A 16,253-nucleotide genomic window follows, 5' to 3' on the forward strand; every position below is an offset into this window, starting at 1 on the left:
GGCGGCGTCCGGAGCCCCTGACACGGGCACACGCCCCCGAAGGAACAGCCACGCGCCCGCAGCGCCGGAACGAACTCGGTCCCCCACCGCCGGAGCGACTCGGTCCCCCTACCGCCGGAACAAGCTCGCGCCCACGTCCCTCGGTACCGCCTCCCTGACCGGTGTGCTGTCCGGGCCCGGTACGCGCATCCCGGGGATCGGCACCCGTCGGGTGCGCTGGAGCAGAACCGATCCGTCGCGCTGCCACACCCGCGTGTACCCGTGGTCCAGGAGCATGGCCACCCGCAGCTGTTGCTCTTCCAGCGAGGTGAACGGGAACGTCCTGCCCTCGACGCGGAGGAGGACCCAGTCCGCGCCTCTGGGGGTGGCGTCGGCGATGACCACCCGGGTACGGGCGGTCAGCCGGGGCGCGACCGCGTTGTCCGCCTCCACCGTCGCCCCGTCCGGAATCAGTTCCGCCGCGTCCGCGAGGGCCCGCCGGTCGTCCGGGGCCCGCCACGCGCCCGGCTGGACGAAGAGGACGAGGCCGAGGGCCACGGCCGCCGTCGAGGCGAGCGCGGTTCCGGTGACCGCCCACCGCCGGAACAGCCGGGGGTGCTTCCCGTGCAGACGCCCGAGCGTCTCCAGGGCCGCCGTCAGCAGGATCGGCCACAGGAAGGCGTCGTAGTGGTTGATCACCGGCCAGTGGTTCGGATTGTCGGAGAGGACCCGTTCCGCGAGGAGGGGCACGGCGAGCAGGAACGTCGGGGAGCCCAGCGGCAGCAGGGCCAGTGTGCCCAGGATCCAGGCCGGCATGCCGACCTTCACGAGGGGCGTGACGGCGACCTGGAGCAGGACCCACGGGGAGCTGAGGACATGGGTCAGGGCGGCGCCCGGGTCGGCGCCGAGACTCCCGTACGACCAGTAGTAGCCGTCGGGTCCGCCCATCACCGGCAGGAACCAGCCGATCACGGCGGCGGACACCAGGGGCCCGCCGAGCGCGAGCGCGATGCCCGTGGCGCGGCCCCCGCCGTGGCCGGCGCGGTGGGCGCGGGCCGCGAGGACCAGGCCGAAGGCGCCGACGACGAGGCCCATGTCCTCCTTGGCCGTGCACAGCATGAGCGCCCAGCAGGCGGCGGCGCCGTAGCGGTGGGCGAGGCCCCGCTCCAGCATCAGGAGGGTGAAAGGGACCGCGAAGGCGACCTCATGGAAGCCGTTGTACGAGGAGTTGAGGAGCGGCCACCCCAGGGCGTACACCAGCCCGGCGAGGTCCGCCGCCCGGCGCACGGCGAGCGGCTCGGTGAGCGGTGCGGGGGGGGCGGCCCGGCGGGGGCGAAGCAGTGCCGGGCGATGCGCCGGACCACCGGCACGCCCGCCGCGAACAGCGCGGCCTGGGCGAGGACGAGGACCCTTGGGTCGTCCCACAGCCAGTACAGGGGCGCGAGGAGCGCGAGGGCCGGGGTGAAGTGGTCGCCGAGGAGGGAGAAGCCGGGCGGGAACTCGTGGTGGACGTTCTTGATGGGCGACCTGGGCAGCTCGAAGTGCGCGTACGCGCGGACCGCCTGGTCGAAGATGCCGAGGTCGAAGCCGGTGAGCCGCATCGCGGTCCAGGACTGGAACCCGATGCCGCAACAGACGACGAAGCACAGGAGGGTCAGCAGGACATCGTGCCGGCGCGACAGGCTCGCCACGACCCCGCCCGGGACCGTCGCCACTGCCGGTGCGGGTGCCGGTGCCGGTGCCGGTGCCAGTACCGCAACCGCTGCCGCAGCCCCCTCCCCGTACCCCGCACCGCCACCCTCCGCGGACGCCGCACCCCCCGCCTCCCCCTCCGGCGGTCGCGGTGACGTACGCGTCGATATGGCATCCATGGCCATGACCCTACGGTGCGTCTATATGACTCCATGGAGGGAGAATCGGCCCATGGTGATCACCGCACGCGCTCTCAACCGGTCCACCCTCGCCCGGCAGTTGCTGCTCGACCGGGCGCGGATCGGCGTCGGGGACGCCGTACGACAGGTCGTGGCGCTCCAGGCGCAGCAGCCGGGCTCCCCGTACGTGGCGCTGTGGAACCGGGTCGCGGGCTTCGTTCCGGAGCGGCTGGACGAGGCGCTGGACGGGTACGAGCTGGTCAGGTCGACCCTGATGCGGCTGACCCTGCACCTGGTGCACGCCGAGGACTACCGGGCCTTCCGGGAGGGCATGGAGCCGACCCTGCGCGGCTCGCGGCTGCACGATCCGCGGTTCAAGGCCGCGGGGTTCACGGCCGCCGACGCGGACGCGCTGCTGCCCGGTCTGCTGGAGTACGCGGGGCGGGTGCGGAGCGGGGCGGAGATGCGGGCGCGCCTGGAGGAGGTCAGGGGCGGTCCGGTGGAGGCCGTGGTCTGGCGGATGATCCGGCAGTACGCGCCGCTCTGGCACGCGCCGACGGGGCCGCCGTGGTCGTTCGGGACGGCGCAGTCCTTCGTGACGGCGGCCACGCTGCCGGTACTCGCCGAACCGGAGGCCTCGACGGCGGGGCTCGCCGTCCTCCTCCGGCGCTATCTGGAGGGCTTCGGGCCGGCGTCCGTCCCGGACATGGCGCAGTTCACGACGGCCCCGCGGGGCAAGGTCCGCGAGGCGCTGAGCCTCCTCCTCGAAGGCCTCCCGGGCCTCCCGGGCGGGGACCTGCCGAAGCTGGAGCAGCTGGAGGGGCCCGGTGGAACGGTCCTGTACGACGTGCCCGGGGCGCCGCGCCCCGACGAGGACACTCCGGCCCCGCCCCGGCTGATGGCCATGTGGGACAGCATCCTGCTGGCGTACGCCGACCGTGCGCGCGTGATCCCGTCCGAGTACCGCAGGCACGTGATCCGTGTGAACGGCGACACCCTGCCGACGCTCCTGGTGGACGGGTACGTCGCCGGGGTCTGGCGGCCGGTCGAGGGCGGCGTCGAGGCCTCGGCCTTCCACCCGCTGCCCGCCGGGGTCTGGGCCGGCCTGGCCGAGGAGGCGGCGGCGCTCGGGGGTCTCCTCGCGGGCCGGGACCCCCGGGTCTACGGCCGCTACGACCACTGGTGGACGAAGGGCCTCCCGGCGGTCGAGACCCGGGTGCTCCCGGGCGCCTGAGGCCCTCCGTACGCCTGACGGGGTCTCAACCCCGCTCCCCCACCATCTCCTTCAGCGCGATGTTGAGCTGGAGGACGTTGACGCGGGGTTCGCCGACGAAGCCGAGGACGCGGCCGTCGGTGTGGTCGGCGACGAGCTTGTCGACCTGGGCGACGGTGAGGTGGTTCCGCTCGGCGATCCGGTGGACCTGGAGCTTCGCGTATTCCGGGGAGATGTGCGGGTCCAGGCCGGATCCCGAGGAGGTGACGGCCTCGGCGGGGATCTCCGAGGGCTTGACCTTGTAGTCGGCGGTGGAGTTGTCCTTGATGACGGCGGCCTTGGCGTCCTTGACCCACTGGATCAGGTCGGCGTTGTCACCGGAGCGGTTGGTGGCGCCGGAGAGAATGATGGAGTACTGGGTGTTGACGTTGTTGGAGCCCAGGCCGTTGGACGGGCGTGGCTGGAACCAGCGCAGGTCCGGGGCGGCGGTCTTCTCGCCGTCCTTGAGGGGCAGGTTGTAGCTCTGGCCGATGAGTTCGGAGCCGACGACCTTCCCGTTCGCGTCGGTGACCTCGGAGCCGTTGGCTTTGCCGGGGAAGGCGACTTGGGCGATGCCGGTGACGGCGAGGGGGTAGAGCACGCCGCAGACGACGGTCAGGACGAGGAGGGCGCGCAGGCCCGCCCAGAGGACTCGGCCGGTGTTCGCCGCTGAGATGTTCATGGTGGTCAGCCGATTCCGGGGATGAGGGTGAGGAGCAGGTCGATGAGCTTGATGCCGATGAACGGGGCGATGAGGCCGCCGAGTCCGTAGATCCCGAGGTTGCGGCGGAGCATCGAGTCGGCGCTGGAGGGCCGGTAACGGACGCCCTTCAGGGCGAGCGGGACCAGGGCGATGATGATCAGCGCGTTGAAGATGACGGCGGACAGGATCGCGGACTCCGGCGAGGCCAGGCCCATGATGTTGAGCTTGTCCAGCGACGGATAGGCGACGGCGAACATCGCGGGGATGATCGCGAAGTACTTCGCGACGTCGTTGGCGATCGAGAAGGTCGTCAGCGCACCCCGGGTGATGAGGAGTTGCTTGCCGATCTCGACGATCTCGATGAGCTTGGTCGGGTCGGAGTCGAGGTCGACCATGTTGCCGGCCTCCTTCGCGGCCGACGTGCCCGTGTTCATCGCGACACCGACGTCCGCCTGCGCGAGGGCGGGGGCGTCATTGGTGCCGTCACCGGTCATCGCGACCAGCTTCCCGCCGGCCTGCTCACGCTTGATCAGCGCCATCTTGTCCTCGGGCGTCGCCTCCGCGAGGAAGTCGTCGACACCCGCCTCCTCGGCGATGGCCTTCGCGGTCAGCGGGTTGTCGCCCGTGATCATGACCGTGCGGATGCCCATGCGGCGCAGCTCGTCGAACCGCTCCCGCATGCCGTCCTTCACGACGTCCTTGAGGTGGATGACACCCAGGACCCGCGCGCCGCCCTTGTCGTCCTCCACAGCCACCAGCAGCGGCGTGCCACCAGCCTGGGAAATCCGGTCCGTGAGCGCCTGCGCATCCTCGGAGACACTGCCGCCCCGCTCCTTCACCCACGCCACCACCGAGCCGGTCGCGCCCTTGCGTACCTTCCGGCCGTCGATGTCCACGCCGGACATGCGGGTCTGGGCGGTGAACTCGATCCACTGCGCGTGGGCGAGTTCGCCCTGGTGGCGCTCGCGCAGCCCGTACTTCTCCTTCGCGAGGACCACGATCGAGCGGCCCTCGGGCGTCTCGTCGGCGAGTGACGACAGCTGGGCGGCATCGGCGAGTTCGGCCGCCGTCGTCCCGGCCACCGGCACGAACTCGGAGGCCTGCCTGTTGCCCAGGGTGATCGTGCCCGTCTTGTCGAGCAGCAGCGTCGACACATCGCCGGCCGCTTCCACCGCGCGCCCCGACATCGCCAGGACGTTGCGCTGGACGAGGCGGTCCATGCCCGCGATGCCGATCGCGGAGAGCAGCGCGCCGATCGTCGTCGGGATCAGGCAGACCAGCAGCGCCGCCAGCACGATCATCGAAGTCTGCTTGTCGGCCCCGGCGTAGATCGCGAAGGGCTTGAGAGTGACCACGGCGAGCAGGAAGACGATCGTGAGGGACGCCAGGAGGATGTTGAGGGCGATCTCGTTCGGCGTCTTCTGCCGGGCCGCGCCCTCGACCAGATTGATCATCCGGTCGATGAACGTCTCACCCGGCTTCGTCGTGATCTTGATGACGACCCGGTCCGACAGCACCTTCGTACCGCCCGTGACCGCGCACCGGTCACCGCCCGACTCCCGGATGACGGGAGCCGATTCCCCGGTGATCGCGGACTCGTCCACGCTCGCCACACCCTCGACGACGTCTCCGTCGCCGGGGATGATGTCGCCGGCCTCGCAGACCACCAGGTCACCGATGCGGAGCTCGGTACCCGGGACCCGCTCCTCGTTCTTCCCGATCACCCTGCGCGCCACGGTGTCGGTCTTGGCCTTGCGCAGGGTGTCGGCCTGCGCCTTGCCCCGACCCTCCGCCACGGCCTCCGCGAGGTTGGCGAAGATCGTCGTCAGCCACAGCCAGACGGTGATCGCCCAGCCGAACCAGTCCCCCGGATGCGCCACCGCCAGCCCGGTGGTGACCACCGAGCCGACCAACACCACGAACATGACGGGCGACTTGACCATCACCCGCGGATCGAGCTTCCTGATCGCGTCCGGGAAGGACTTCACCAGCTGCTTGGGGTCGAACAGTCCGCCGCCGACGCGTCCGGGGGCGTGGTGCCCGCCGGGCGTCCCCGCCTGCGGGGGCCGGGTGGGAGTGATGGTGCTCATGCTGCGAGCCCTTCGGCGAGCGGTCCCAGCGCGAGGGCCGGGAAGTAGGTGAGACCGGTGATGATCAGGATCGTGCCGACCAACAGGCCCGTGAACAGCGGCTTCTCCGTGCGCAGCGTGCCCGCCGTCTCGGGGACGGGGGTCTGCTCGGCGAGCGAACCGGCCAGCGCGAGGACGAACACCATCGGCAGGAACCGGCCCAGCATCATCGCGATGCCGATCGTCGAGTTGAACCACTGCGTGTCGGCGTTCAGACCCGCGAACGCCGAGCCGTTGTTGTTCGCACCGGAGGTGTAGGCGTAGAGGATCTCGGAGAAGCCGTGCGCGCCGGAGTTCGTCATCGAGTTCGACGGCGTGTCCAGGGCCATCGCCATCGCGGTGAAGCCGAGGACGAGGGTGGGGGTGATCAGGATGTAGCAGGCCGCGAACTTGATCTCGCGGGTGCCGATCTTCTTGCCCAGGTACTCCGGGGTGCGGCCGACCATCAGCCCGGCGATGAACACCGCGATGACCGCCATGATCAGCATGCCGTAGAGGCCGGAGCCGACGCCGCCGGGCGCGATCTCGCCGAGCTGCATGCCCAGCAGGTCGATGCCGCCGCCGAAGCCGGTGTTGGAGGAGTGGAAGGAGTTCACCGCGCCGGTCGAGGTCAGGGTGGTGGCGACCGAGAAGATCGCGGAGCCGCTGATCCCGAACCGGGTCTCCTTGCCCTCCATCGCCCCGCCGGCCAGCTCGAACGCCGGGCCCTTGCCCGCGAACTCGGTCCACAGCATCAGGCCCGTGAACAGCAGCCAGATCGTGGCCATCGTGCCGAGGATCGCGTACCCCTGCCGCAACGATCCGACCATCCGGCCGAACGTGCGGGTCAGCGCGAACGGGATCACGAGGATCAGGTAGATCTCGAAGAGGTTGGAGAGCCCGTTGGGGTTCTCGAAGGGGTGGGACGAGTTGGCGTTGAAATACCCGCCGCCGTTCGTGCCCAGCTCCTTGATGACCTCCTGCGAGGCCACCGCCCCACCGTTCCACTGCTGCGAACCGCCCGAGAACTGCCCGACCTCATGAATGCCGGAGAAGTTCTGGATCGCCCCGCACGCCACCAGCACCAACGCGCCGATCACCGCGATCGGCAGCAGGATCCGGACGACACCACGGACCAGGTCGGCCCAGAAGTTGCCCAGCTCCCCCGTACGCGAACGGGCGAAACCACGTACCAGCGCCACCGCGACGGCGATGCCCACGGCAGCCGAGACGAAGTTCTGCACCGCGAGGCCGCCGGTCTGCACGACGTGGCCCATGGCCTGCTCGCCGTAGTACGACTGCCAGTTGGTGTTCGCCACGAACGACGCCGCCGTGTTGAACGCCTGGTCCGGGTCGATCGACACGAAGCCGAGCGAGCCGGGCAGCGAACCCTGAAGCCGCTGCAGCAGATAGAGGAACAGAACGCTCACGGCGGAGAAGGCCAGGACCCCGCGCAGATACGCGGGCCAGCGCATCTCCACCGACGGATCGGCACCTATGACCTTGTAGATCCACTTCTCCACCCGCAGATGCCGGTCGGAGGAGTAGACCCGCGCCATGTGATCGCCCAGCGGCCGGTACGAAAGACCGAGCGCGACGACCAGCGCGAGAAGCTGGAGGATCCCAGCGAGAACAGGACTCATCGTCGTACTCAGAACCTCTCGGGCTTGACGAGGGCGAGGACGAGATAGCCCAGCAGGGCGGCGGCCACCAGGAGACCGACGATGTTCTCGGCACTCACAGCTTCGCCACCCCCTTGGCGATGAGGGCCACCAGCGCGAAGACCGCGACCGTGGTGACGACGAAGGCCATGTCGGCCATCGTGAGCTCCCGGATGAAGGAAGAAGGAAGAACGGATTCTCTGACGAGATGAGGAAACCCCTCCTCGGGCCGCTCACCGCTTCCGTTGACGTGCCCCTAACGCCGCGAATGCCCGTCTTGACGCGTCCCGTACGTGCGGGGGGGGACATACGGCTCCCCGCCGCTCCCCCATTGCCAGTGGCCGGGAGGTGATCCACGAGGCGCAGATCCGGATCGAGGAGTACGCCTGGGAGCGGATCTCCGTCCCCACGCGCAAGGAGCAGCACTCCTTCGTCCGCGACGGCCAGGAGGTCCGCACCGCGCAGATCACCTACTCGGAGAACACCGGGCTCCAGGTCCTCTCGGGCCTCAGGGAGCTCACGGTCATGAACTCGACCGGCTCCGAGTTCCACGGCTTCATCAAGGACAGGTACACGACGCTCCAGGAGGCGTACGACCGCATCCTGGCCACCAAGGTGACCGCCCGCTGGGCGAACTCGGCGTCCGCCGCCGCCGACACGGAGCACGATTGGGACCGCTCGTACGGGAAGGTCCGCCGCCACATGCTGGAGGCCTTCGCGGAGACGTACAGCTACTCGCTCCAGCAGACCCTGCACGCGATGGCCGACCGGGTCCTCGACAACGTGTCCACGGTCAACGAGGTCCGGCTGAACCTGCCGAACAAGCACCACTTCCTGGTGGACCTGGAGCCCTTCGGCCTGAAGAACGACAACGAGGTGTACTTCGCGGCCGACCGGATGTACGGCCTCATCGAGGGCACGATCCACCGCGAGGGCGTCCAGCCGGTGATCGCGACCAGCGACTGGATCACCGCCTGAGGCCTTGGCTAGAACAGCCCGGCCGTCCGGACTCCCAGCCATACGGCTCCGAGTCCGGCGGCCAGGCTCCCGGCCACGTTGAGCAGCGCGTGGCGCTTCGCCCCGTCCTCGAACAGCTTGAGCGTCTCGTACGAGAAGGTCGAGTACGTCGTCAGGGCCCCGCACAGGCCCGTGCCGAGCAGCAGGTACGCACGGCCGGAGGCGGTTCCGGCGAACAGGCCGAGCAGGAACGATCCGACGACGTTCACCAGGAACGTGCCCCAGGGGAAGTCCGGCCCGAACCGGGCCCGTGCCGCACGGTCCGTGAGGTAGCGCAGGGGCGCCCCGACGGCGGCTCCGACGACCACGAGCAGCCAGTTCACACGCGGCCCGCCCGCTCACGGGCGGCCCGGACACCGCCGGCCCTTCGCCACACGGACCTGGTGACGGTGACACCGGCCCAGACCCCGGTGAACGCGGTGAGCACCGTCCCGCCCAGGTACAGCAGCCCGCGCGTCGGGTCGCCGCCGCTCAGCAGCCGCTCGGTCTCCAGGGCGTACGTCGAGAAGGTGGTGAACCCGCCGCAGAACCCGGTGCCCAGGAAGGGCCGGAGGAGCGGGTGCGGGGGTGCGGAGGACCACTCGGTCGGCTTCTCCGTGACCAGGACCATCAGCACGCCGAGCAGCGCGCAGCCGGTGACGTTGACGGTGAACGTCGTCCAGGGGAAGGCGCCCTCGGGGCTCGGCCAGAGGAGTCCCGCGCCGTAGCGGGCGGACGCGCCGATGGCGCCGCCGACGGCCACCGCGGCGACGACCGGCAGTTCCGCGCGCAGTCCCCGCGGTCCCCGCAGTCCGTGCAGTCGCCGCAGTGCCATGGCCGAGAGCCTATGACAGGCGGGTCGAGGCGAGGCGCACAGGCGCGGTCCCCGGCCTGGGGCATTAACCGCGGTCCGGCCCGTGCAGCCTCGCTCTGCGATGGTCCGGCCACGCCGTGCGACGGGTCAAAGCCCGGCCCGCGAGTCTGTCAGATCCCCCCGCGGGGTATTCCGGACTCCCCGGGCGAGGGCCGGCGAGGGAGCGGCGGTGACCCCCGCGACCTGCGACGACACGGCGGGAGGTGGTCCGGCCACCATCCGGCGGCCGATTCGGGTGCCGGGTACACCTCGTCGCGGGAAGCGGTCACGGGCGACGGTGGTGGCGCAGCGGGAGGGAGCTGCGCAACCTTCGGGCAGGAGTGTCGTGAGTACATCCGTCGCAACCAAGCGCAGGGCCGCCGCCGGTACCGTTCCCCCGGCCGCGCCCCTGGGTGTCGTCAGGTCCGTCGGCGCGGCCGGCTCGCGCGAGGACGTCTACGCCGAGCTGTGTGCCGCGCTGTTCTCCGGCTTCCCGCGCCGCGACCAGCGGCTGAAGGCCGAGCAGTATCTGCACGGCCTGCTCACCGCGCAGGGCCGCAAGTCGATCCGTAACATCGCCGCCCAGATAGGCGGCCCCGCCGCCGAACAGAGCCTGCACCACTTCGTGTCCAGCTCCACCTGGGACTGGCAGCCCATGCGGGCGGCGCTCGCCCGCCACCTGGAGCGGAACGGCTGCCCGCAGGCCTGGGTGGTGCGGCCGATGCCGATCCCGAAGGCCGGGGAGCACTCGGTGGGCGTGGACCGGCGTTTCGACCCGGAGCGCGGCCAGGTCTTCCACGGCCAGCAGGCGTTCGGGGTGTGGTTCGCGAGCGACGAGCTGAGCGTCCCCGTCAACTGGCGGCTGTTCCTGCCGGACCCCTGGGTGAACGACCGCACGCGGCGCGACCGCGCGGAGGTTCCCCAGGAGGCCGGCGAGGAGACGCTGGAGGAGTGCGCGGTGGCGGCGGCGCTCGACACCGCCCGCTGGTCCGACGTCACCCGCAAGCCGGTGCTGCTCGACATCCGGGGCGGCGCGGGGCGGGCGGCCCTCACCCGGCTCGCCGGGGCGGGGGTGCCGGTCGTGGCGCGGATCGGTCCGGGGTCCCGGCTGGCCATCGCGGACCGTTCGCTGCCCGGTTTCGGTGCGGGCCCGCTGTCCGCCGTGCAGATCCTGGAGTCGCTCAAGGGGCTGCGCAGGCCGGTGAGCTGGGTGGACACCGTCGCCGGAGCGCGGACCTCGCGGACCTCGCTGGCCACGGCCGTGCGGGTGGCGCTGCCCACGCCGGGCGGGGAGCGGATGCGTCCGCTGGTGCTGCTCGGTGAGTGGGACGACCCCCGGCGGGCGCCGTCCCGGGTGTGGATCAGCGATCTGGCCGGGTCGCCGGTCGGCACGCTGCTGCGGCTGACGAAGCTGGCGCGCCGGGTGGAGCGGGACTTCGTGGAGGTCGGTGAGGGGGCGGGGCTGCGGGACTTCGTGGGCCGTTCGTTCCGCGGCTGGCACCGTCACATCACGCTGGCGTCGGCGGCCCACGCGGCGACGGTGCTGGCCTCCGCCGACTGGGACGCGCCGTACGGTTCGGGCTACGGCTCGGGGCGTTCGGCAGGCTGACGGCCCCTGGCCAGGAGCTCGCGGGTGCGCTGGAGGCGCAGCGCGAGCTGGACCTCCAGGACCTGGCCGGGCTTCTGCCATTCGGGGCCGAGGAGTTCGCCGATCCGCTCCAGGCGCCGGGAGACCGTGTTGGGGTGGACGTGCAGGGCCTCGGCGGCGTTCGTCGGGCTGCCGCCGGAGGCGAAGTACGCCTCCAGGGTGTGGGTGAGGTCGGTGAACCGCTCGGCGTCGTAGTCGAGCACGGGTCCGATCGCCGCCTCGACGAAGCCGTCCACGTCGTTGTCGTCGGAGAGCAGCAGCCCGAGAAAGCCCAGGTCCTGCACGGAGGCGGCGGAGCCGGTGCCGCCGAGCGCGCTCATCGCGTCCAGGCAGCGGCCGGCCTCCTGGTGCATCCGCGCGACGCCGTCCGGGCTCTGCGCGGGTCCGGCGGCGGCGACGGAGACGGGGTGCCCGAGCAGCGGGGACAGTTCGTCGGCGACGGCCCGCGCGGCGGCCGAGGCGTCGATGCCCGGGAGCAGCAGCACGATGCAGCCGCCCTGCACGGTCTTCAGACCGGAGAGGCGGTACGCGTAGGAGGACGCCCAGACCACGGCCCTGCCCTGTTCGCCGCCCTCCGGCCGGGCGAGCACGAGGACGTGCGGCTTGCGCAGGTCGACGCCGAGGCGGCGGGCCCGCTGGGCGATCTGCTGCGGTGCGTGCGGCGGGTCGGCGATGAGGTCGTCGAGGAGTTCGTCGCGGACGGGTCCTTCGGCGACGGCGGTGGAGCGGCGCATGAGGAGGAGGAACGCGACGGACTGGGCGGCGAGTTCGAGCAGCCGTTCGTCCTCGCCGGTGAGTCCGCCGGCGGCCCGGATGACGAGGCCGCCGAGGTCCTCGGAGCCCGCGATGACGGGCGCGACCCAGGTGTCGTCGTCGGCGAGGACCGGGCGGCGGCGGGCGTGCGCGTCGAGCGAGGCCTTGGCGACGGCCTCCTCGTCGAGACCGGGGAGGTCCCCGGCACCGGCGAGGCAGCGGCCTCCGGGGTCGCGGATCATCACGGTCGCGTCGAGGGCGTCGGCGGTGGCCTTGGCCACGTTGCAGAGGTCGCCGCCCGCGAGGACCAGGTTCATGATGCGGCCGTGGGCCTCGCTGACGTGCCGCATCCGGGTGAGGCTCGTACGGACCCGGGAGCTGTCCCGTTCCAGCTCGGAGACCTCGGCACGGGTGCGGTCGAGGAGTCCGGCCTTCTCGACGGCGAGGGCGGCGAGGTCCGCGAGGGCGGCGAGGAGTCCGATCTCCTCGGCCGTGTGGTCGCGGACGCGCCGGTCGGCGCCGTGCAGGGCGCCGATCACGGTGTCGCCGCTGCGCAGCGGGGCGGCCATGATCGCGTGCAGGTCCTCGGCGCGCAGGGCCGTCTCGGCGGCCTCGTCGAAGGCGGGGGCGTGGACGCCGGCGTCGAGGGAGCCGGAGGGCGCGAAGCGTTCGTCGGCGAGGTAGTCGGCGGTCCAGACGGGTTCGCCGTGGAGCTGGACGGCGCCGCCGAGCCCGTACCCCTCGGCGATCCTGAGTCCGGGGGCGAGCCGGGGGCCCGCGCCGCGGCCGGCCCGGGAGCCCTCGGTGGTGTGGACGTAGCAGGCGCCGTGCGGGCCGCGCAGGGTGACGTACGCGAGGTCGAGGCCGAGGAGCCGGCGGGCGCGGCGGGTGATGACCCGCAGCAGGCTTTCGAGGTCGTACGAGGAGGTCAGGTCGCGCGCGGTGTCGGCGAGGGCGGCGAGCCCGGCCTCACGGCGGACGGCCTGCTCGCGGACGGCCTGCTCGCGCCGGGCGGCCTGCTCAAGGGCGGCCCGCTCAAGGGCCGTCTGTTCGAGGAAGTCCTGATCGGGGAAGTCCTGATCGCCGAAGACCTGCTCGCGGAAGACCTGATCAAGGGCGCCCCGGTCGTCGCCGCGCGCCTCCCGTTCCCGTCCCGCGTGGGCCTCCCCGGCCAGTGCCACGGCCCGTTCGAGGCGGGCGAGCGCGTCGCCTTCGAGGCCGGTGGCACGGGCCTCGGCGAGGACGGCGTCGAAGCGGGCGGGCGGCGCCTGCCGGGCGAGCAGTTCGAGGACCGTGAGCAGCGCGTCGGCACCACCGGCTCCGTCCGCGCCGTGCAAGCTCATGGCCCCTACCCCCGTGGTCGAGCGAAATCGGGCACCTGGGAGGAAACCCGTACTGCTCGCCGAAAATAATTCGGCTTCGGGAGTCGGTCAACGGTGAGTTGCCGCACTTCATTCCCCGCCGGTGCCCGCGCCGTCGACCGCCCGGCGCGTTTCGTGGTTTCCGGCGCCGTCAGCCGACGGAGCCCGCAGGGACGAGCCGGGCGCGGGTGGGGCTGAACTGGGTGGGGCTGAACTGGGCCGGGATGCGGGGAGCGTACACGGGGCGGATCGCGGTCTCCCGGACGGCGAGGACCGAGCGCTGGAGGCGTCTGAGCCGCGCCGACGGCTCCATGCCGCTCTCCGCCAGGAGCGAGGCGCTCAGCCGCTCGTACGCGGCGAGGGCCTCGTCGTGGTGGCCGCAGCGCAGCAGCGCGACGATGTAGTGGGCGTGCAGCGGTTCGTTGGTGCGGTAGCGGGCGGTGAGCCCGGAGAGTTCGGAGACGAGTTCGGCGTGCCGGCCGAGGCCGAGCTGTGCTTCCACCCACTGGTCGAGCACGCTCAGCCGGGAGGTTTCGAGGCGCTCGATCTCCCTGCGGAGACGGGGTCCTGCGGCGACGCCCGCGTAGGGCTCGCCGCGCCACAGGGCGAGGGCCTCGCCGAGACGGAGCGCGGCCCTCGGCAGGTCACCCGCCTCCATGGCCCGGTAGCCGGCGCCGGCCGCGCGCTCGAACTGCCAGACGTCGTTGGCGCCGCCGCCGGTGTCGAGCCGGTAGCCGCCGGGCTGGGAGACGAGGATCGCGTCGGCGGTGCGCCGGTCGGACCAGCCGCCGGGCCGGGGCTCGGCCGGGTCGGCGCCGCGCAGCGCACCCGCGATGAGGGTGCGCAACTCGGCTATGTGGGACTGGAGTTCGGTACGGGCTCCGCGGGGCGCGCCGGACGGCCACAGCTCCTCGGTCAGGACCGTCACGGGGACGACCTGGTCGGCGCTGGCCGTGAGCAGGGCGAGGAGCTGCCGGGGTGCGGCGGCCGTCGGGGTGATCGACACCCCGTGCTCGCGCACCGACAGCCCCCCCAGGATCCGGACGTCCACCTTGCCCCCTCAGTGCCTGTGTGGTGTCTGCGCGCGGGATGACTCTCGATGATTAGAAAAGACCCCCGTAGGCATGTCAATAAGAAACCGGAGGGTATGGAAACCCGACCCTGGATATCGGGGTGATTCACCCCCTTTGTCGAGATATCTGAGCGTAGGGATTTCGTCAGTGGCGGAGACTGACACACGCCGGAAGACTGTTTCCGGACTCGTAGGTACGCTTTCGCGGGCCCCTCGTGGGAACGGGAGGTGGCCTCACCCGCGAGTTCACGCCAGAAACGGGCAGGGGGGTACGGTTCCGGGCGGGACCTACTGGACGGCGGCGGCCGTCAGCAGGCCGAACGCGGCGACGACCAGCGCCGTACGGATCCGGTGGAAGCCGTTCCAGCGCTTCTCGAAGGCGGCGCGGACGGCGGCCGGGGCCTCGCCCGTCGACTCCGAGGCGGCCAGGGCCGTGTTGAGCGGGATGTTGCCGCCGACGGTGACCGCGTGATTGAGGACCGCGGCGACGAGCCCCATGAGGACCAGCCACTTCTGCGTGTCCGTACGCCCGTCGGCCGGCACGAAGAACGCGGCGGCGGGGAAGGCGACCACCCCGAGGAAGACGGCCATGAACACGCCCCTCGGCACCGACTCGTTGATCCTGCGCATCGCCGTGACGAACTCGGCGTCCGTCAGCCGGGCCAGCGCGGGCATGATCCCGGCCTGGAAGATCAGCATGAATCCGGCGTACAGCCCGGTGCATCCGACGGCGAGAGCGAGCAACAGGGAGGCCATGCGGCCATTCTGACCCGCCGCCCGCCCGCGGCGTCAGTGTTTGCGGATCAGCCGTGACACCGGCACCGGAGAAGGGGGCCGCACGGGGCCCCGCCCGTACGGACCCCCGGATCTCAGCTGTACGGGGCCGCCCGGCCCGAGTGGTCGGCGGTGGAGGGCCGGTCGCCGTTCGCAGCCCCCCGATCGCAAGTCCGGCCGCGAGCAGCCCCGCGACGGTGGCCGAGAACCGCCCCCGTCGGCCCGTTCCTCGCCGGGTCGTCGCGCTGCCGGGTCGTCCCATGTCATCTCCCCCTCCCCGTAAGGCACTTGCGAATGTGACGAACGAGAGGGCCCGCCGGAAGCAGTCGAAGGTGTTGCGGATGAATCTCGATGCGGCAACGGCGCCCGGGATGACGTGGTGTGGCATGGATTCGCCATCCTTCTCAACAGGGGTTGTCACCGTGTGCAGTCGCATGCGTACATGGAGTGGACATCGATCGGGCGGGGGTGGTCAGCGGTGGCAGAGAGCGCGGGCTCCGTGATGCTCGCCCGTTCGGCGATGAACCGGGCCGCGACCGAGGGACAGCGGCCCGCGGGGCGCCCGGTCCGGGGTGCGCGGCGCATCAGCGCGGCGCTCGCCGGGCTGGCCGCTTCCACCCGGTACGAACTGCTGACCTTCGACGACCCGGTCGCGTCCGCGGGCTGCGCGATTCCCGAGCCGTTCCTGCAGTTGGCGGGAGCGTGCATGCGGGCCGCGGCGGAGCGGGCCGACGAGGTCAGGAGGATCGTGCCGCGGCACGCGCTGCCCCGGATCGAGTCGGGCGTCCGGATGCCGGGCCGGGCCAGACTGGCGGAGTCGATCCCGTTCAAGATGATCGTGGTCGACCGGACCGTGGCGGCGCTCCCGCTCGACCTCGAACTCCTCTACAACGGGCTGCTGCTGATCCGGGACCCGGTGGTGGTGCAGGCCCTCGTCCGGGCGCACCGCGTCTGCTGGGCGGCGGCCGAGGAGCTGACGTACACACCGTCGCCCCCGCCGCCGCCCCACGATCTGCCGCCGCAGCTGCGTCCGGTCCTCGACGCCCTGCTGTCGGGGCTCACGGACGAGACGGCGTCGGCCCGACTCGGCATGTCGGCGCGGACGTACAGCCGCCGGGTCGGCGAGCTGATGGCGGCCCTTGGCACGACGAGCCGCTTCCGCGCGGGCGCGGAAGCGGCTCGGAGGGGGTGGCTGTGACGAGACCCTGAGGCCCCGGCCCAG

14 protein-coding genes and 1 pseudogene are annotated in these 16,253 nt (G+C 71.8%); 4 read left to right on the forward strand and 11 right to left on the reverse strand.

Translation table 11 applies throughout. The features are described from left to right. Window positions 1-108: 108 nt before the first annotated feature. Together V4Y03_RS11205 and V4Y03_RS11210 are read right to left on the reverse strand one after the other, a co-directional pair. Window positions 109-1,266, reverse strand: coding sequence for a DUF2079 domain-containing protein (locus tag V4Y03_RS11205; protein WP_332434819.1), 1,158 nt, complete (start codon window positions 1,264-1,266; stop codon window positions 109-111). Next, on the reverse strand, window positions 1,152-1,694 hold the full coding sequence (locus V4Y03_RS11210) for a DUF2079 domain-containing protein (protein ID WP_332434820.1): 543 nt from the start codon (window positions 1,692-1,694) through the stop codon (window positions 1,152-1,154). Before V4Y03_RS11210 ends, V4Y03_RS11205 begins: the two co-directional genes overlap by 115 nt. 208 nt (window positions 1,695-1,902) lie before the next feature. On the opposite strand from V4Y03_RS11210, the gene V4Y03_RS11215 reads away from it, so the two are divergent. After that, a complete protein-coding gene (locus tag V4Y03_RS11215; RefSeq protein WP_317873348.1) occupies window positions 1,903-3,084 on the forward strand; it encodes a winged helix DNA-binding domain-containing protein in 1,182 nt (393 codons plus the stop codon). A gap of 25 nt (window positions 3,085-3,109) precedes the next feature. On the opposite strand, the gene V4Y03_RS11220 is transcribed toward V4Y03_RS11215, so the two are convergent. From V4Y03_RS11220 to kdpF, 4 genes are read right to left on the reverse strand one after another with little or no spacing between them, the layout of a single operon-like run. After that, complete coding sequence (locus V4Y03_RS11220) at window positions 3,110-3,784, reverse strand: potassium-transporting ATPase subunit C (protein ID WP_332434821.1); 675 nt, start codon at window positions 3,782-3,784, stop codon at window positions 3,110-3,112. A gap of 5 nt (window positions 3,785-3,789) precedes the next feature. After that, on the reverse strand, window positions 3,790-5,895 hold the full coding sequence (gene kdpB / locus V4Y03_RS11225; RefSeq protein WP_332434822.1) for a potassium-transporting ATPase subunit KdpB: 2,106 nt from the start codon (window positions 5,893-5,895) through the stop codon (window positions 3,790-3,792). Then, window positions 5,892-7,556, reverse strand: a complete 1,665-nt coding sequence (gene kdpA, locus V4Y03_RS11230; protein WP_332434823.1) for a potassium-transporting ATPase subunit KdpA — start codon at window positions 7,554-7,556, stop codon at window positions 5,892-5,894. Before kdpA ends, kdpB begins: the two co-directional genes overlap by 4 nt. 8 nt (window positions 7,557-7,564) lie before the next feature. Then, window positions 7,565-7,654 (reverse strand): K(+)-transporting ATPase subunit F, encoded by a 90-nt coding sequence (kdpF, locus tag V4Y03_RS11235; protein WP_033204243.1) that lies wholly within the window; start codon window positions 7,652-7,654, stop codon window positions 7,565-7,567. A gap of 256 nt (window positions 7,655-7,910) precedes the next feature. Between kdpF and pucL the strand changes: the two are divergent. Then, window positions 7,911-8,552 (forward strand): annotated as a pseudogene (gene pucL / locus V4Y03_RS11240) (factor-independent urate hydroxylase); the annotation flags it as partial. 8 nt (window positions 8,553-8,560) lie between these two features. On the opposite strand, the gene crcB (V4Y03_RS11245) reads toward pucL, so the two are convergent. After that, a complete protein-coding gene (gene crcB, locus V4Y03_RS11245) occupies window positions 8,561-8,914 on the reverse strand; it encodes a fluoride efflux transporter CrcB (RefSeq protein ID WP_317873353.1) in 354 nt (117 codons plus the stop codon). Continuing rightward, window positions 8,911-9,405 (reverse strand): fluoride efflux transporter CrcB, encoded by a 495-nt coding sequence (crcB, locus tag V4Y03_RS11250; RefSeq protein ID WP_332434824.1) that lies wholly within the window; start codon window positions 9,403-9,405, stop codon window positions 8,911-8,913. Before crcB (V4Y03_RS11250) ends, crcB (V4Y03_RS11245) begins: the two co-directional genes overlap by 4 nt. Window positions 9,406-9,769: 364 nt before the next feature. Here crcB (V4Y03_RS11250) and V4Y03_RS11255 point away from each other — a divergent pair, with 364 nt between their 5' ends. Beyond that, window positions 9,770-11,032, forward strand: a complete 1,263-nt coding sequence (locus V4Y03_RS11255) for an IS701 family transposase (protein WP_317873355.1) — start codon at window positions 9,770-9,772, stop codon at window positions 11,030-11,032. Here V4Y03_RS11255 and V4Y03_RS11260 read toward each other — a convergent pair. The 3 genes from V4Y03_RS11260 to V4Y03_RS11270 all read right to left on the reverse strand — a co-directional run bounded on the left by V4Y03_RS11260 (window position 11,005) and on the right by V4Y03_RS11270 (window position 15,013). Further along, window positions 11,005-13,167: a helix-turn-helix domain-containing protein gene (locus V4Y03_RS11260; RefSeq protein ID WP_332434825.1), complete on the reverse strand. Its 2,163-nt coding sequence runs from the start codon at window positions 13,165-13,167 to the stop codon at window positions 11,005-11,007. The two genes, V4Y03_RS11255 and V4Y03_RS11260, sit on opposite strands and share 28 nt — an antisense overlap. A gap of 169 nt (window positions 13,168-13,336) precedes the next feature. After that, window positions 13,337-14,236, reverse strand: coding sequence for an AfsR/SARP family transcriptional regulator (locus V4Y03_RS11265; protein ID WP_317873357.1), 900 nt, complete (start codon window positions 14,234-14,236; stop codon window positions 13,337-13,339). Between the two features lie 309 nt (window positions 14,237-14,545). Then, the gene (locus V4Y03_RS11270) at window positions 14,546-15,013 is read right to left on the reverse strand and encodes an anthrone oxygenase family protein (protein WP_332434826.1); all 468 of its coding nucleotides are present in this window, start codon (window positions 15,011-15,013) and stop codon (window positions 14,546-14,548) included. A gap of 496 nt (window positions 15,014-15,509) precedes the next feature. Here V4Y03_RS11270 and V4Y03_RS11275 point away from each other — a divergent pair, with 496 nt between their 5' ends. Beyond that, complete coding sequence (locus V4Y03_RS11275; RefSeq protein ID WP_332434827.1) at window positions 15,510-16,229, forward strand: DNA-binding response regulator; 720 nt, start codon at window positions 15,510-15,512, stop codon at window positions 16,227-16,229. The last annotated feature ends 24 nt before the right edge of the window (window positions 16,230-16,253 follow it).

This window comes from Streptomyces sp. P9-A4, from assembly GCF_036634195.1.
Lineage (GTDB): Bacteria > Actinomycetota > Actinomycetes > Streptomycetales > Streptomycetaceae > Streptomyces.

Coding starts and splice junctions, on each gene's coding strand:
- V4Y03_RS11215 (WP_317873348.1), top strand. CDS start 1,903: ATGGTGATCACCGCACGCGCTCTCAACCGGTCCACCCTCGCCCGGCAG.
- V4Y03_RS11220 (WP_332434821.1), bottom strand. CDS start 3,784: ATGAACATCTCAGCGGCGAACACCGGCCGAGTCCTCTGGGCGGGCCTG.
- kdpB (WP_332434822.1), bottom strand. CDS start 5,895: ATGAGCACCATCACTCCCACCCGGCCCCCGCAGGCGGGGACGCCCGGC.
- kdpA (WP_332434823.1), bottom strand. CDS start 7,556: ATGAGTCCTGTTCTCGCTGGGATCCTCCAGCTTCTCGCGCTGGTCGTC.
- crcB (WP_332434824.1), bottom strand. CDS start 9,405: ATGGCACTGCGGCGACTGCACGGACTGCGGGGACCGCGGGGACTGCGC.
- V4Y03_RS11260 (WP_332434825.1), bottom strand. CDS start 13,167: ATGAGCTTGCACGGCGCGGACGGAGCCGGTGGTGCCGACGCGCTGCTC.
- V4Y03_RS11270 (WP_332434826.1), bottom strand. CDS start 15,013: ATGGCCTCCCTGTTGCTCGCTCTCGCCGTCGGATGCACCGGGCTGTAC.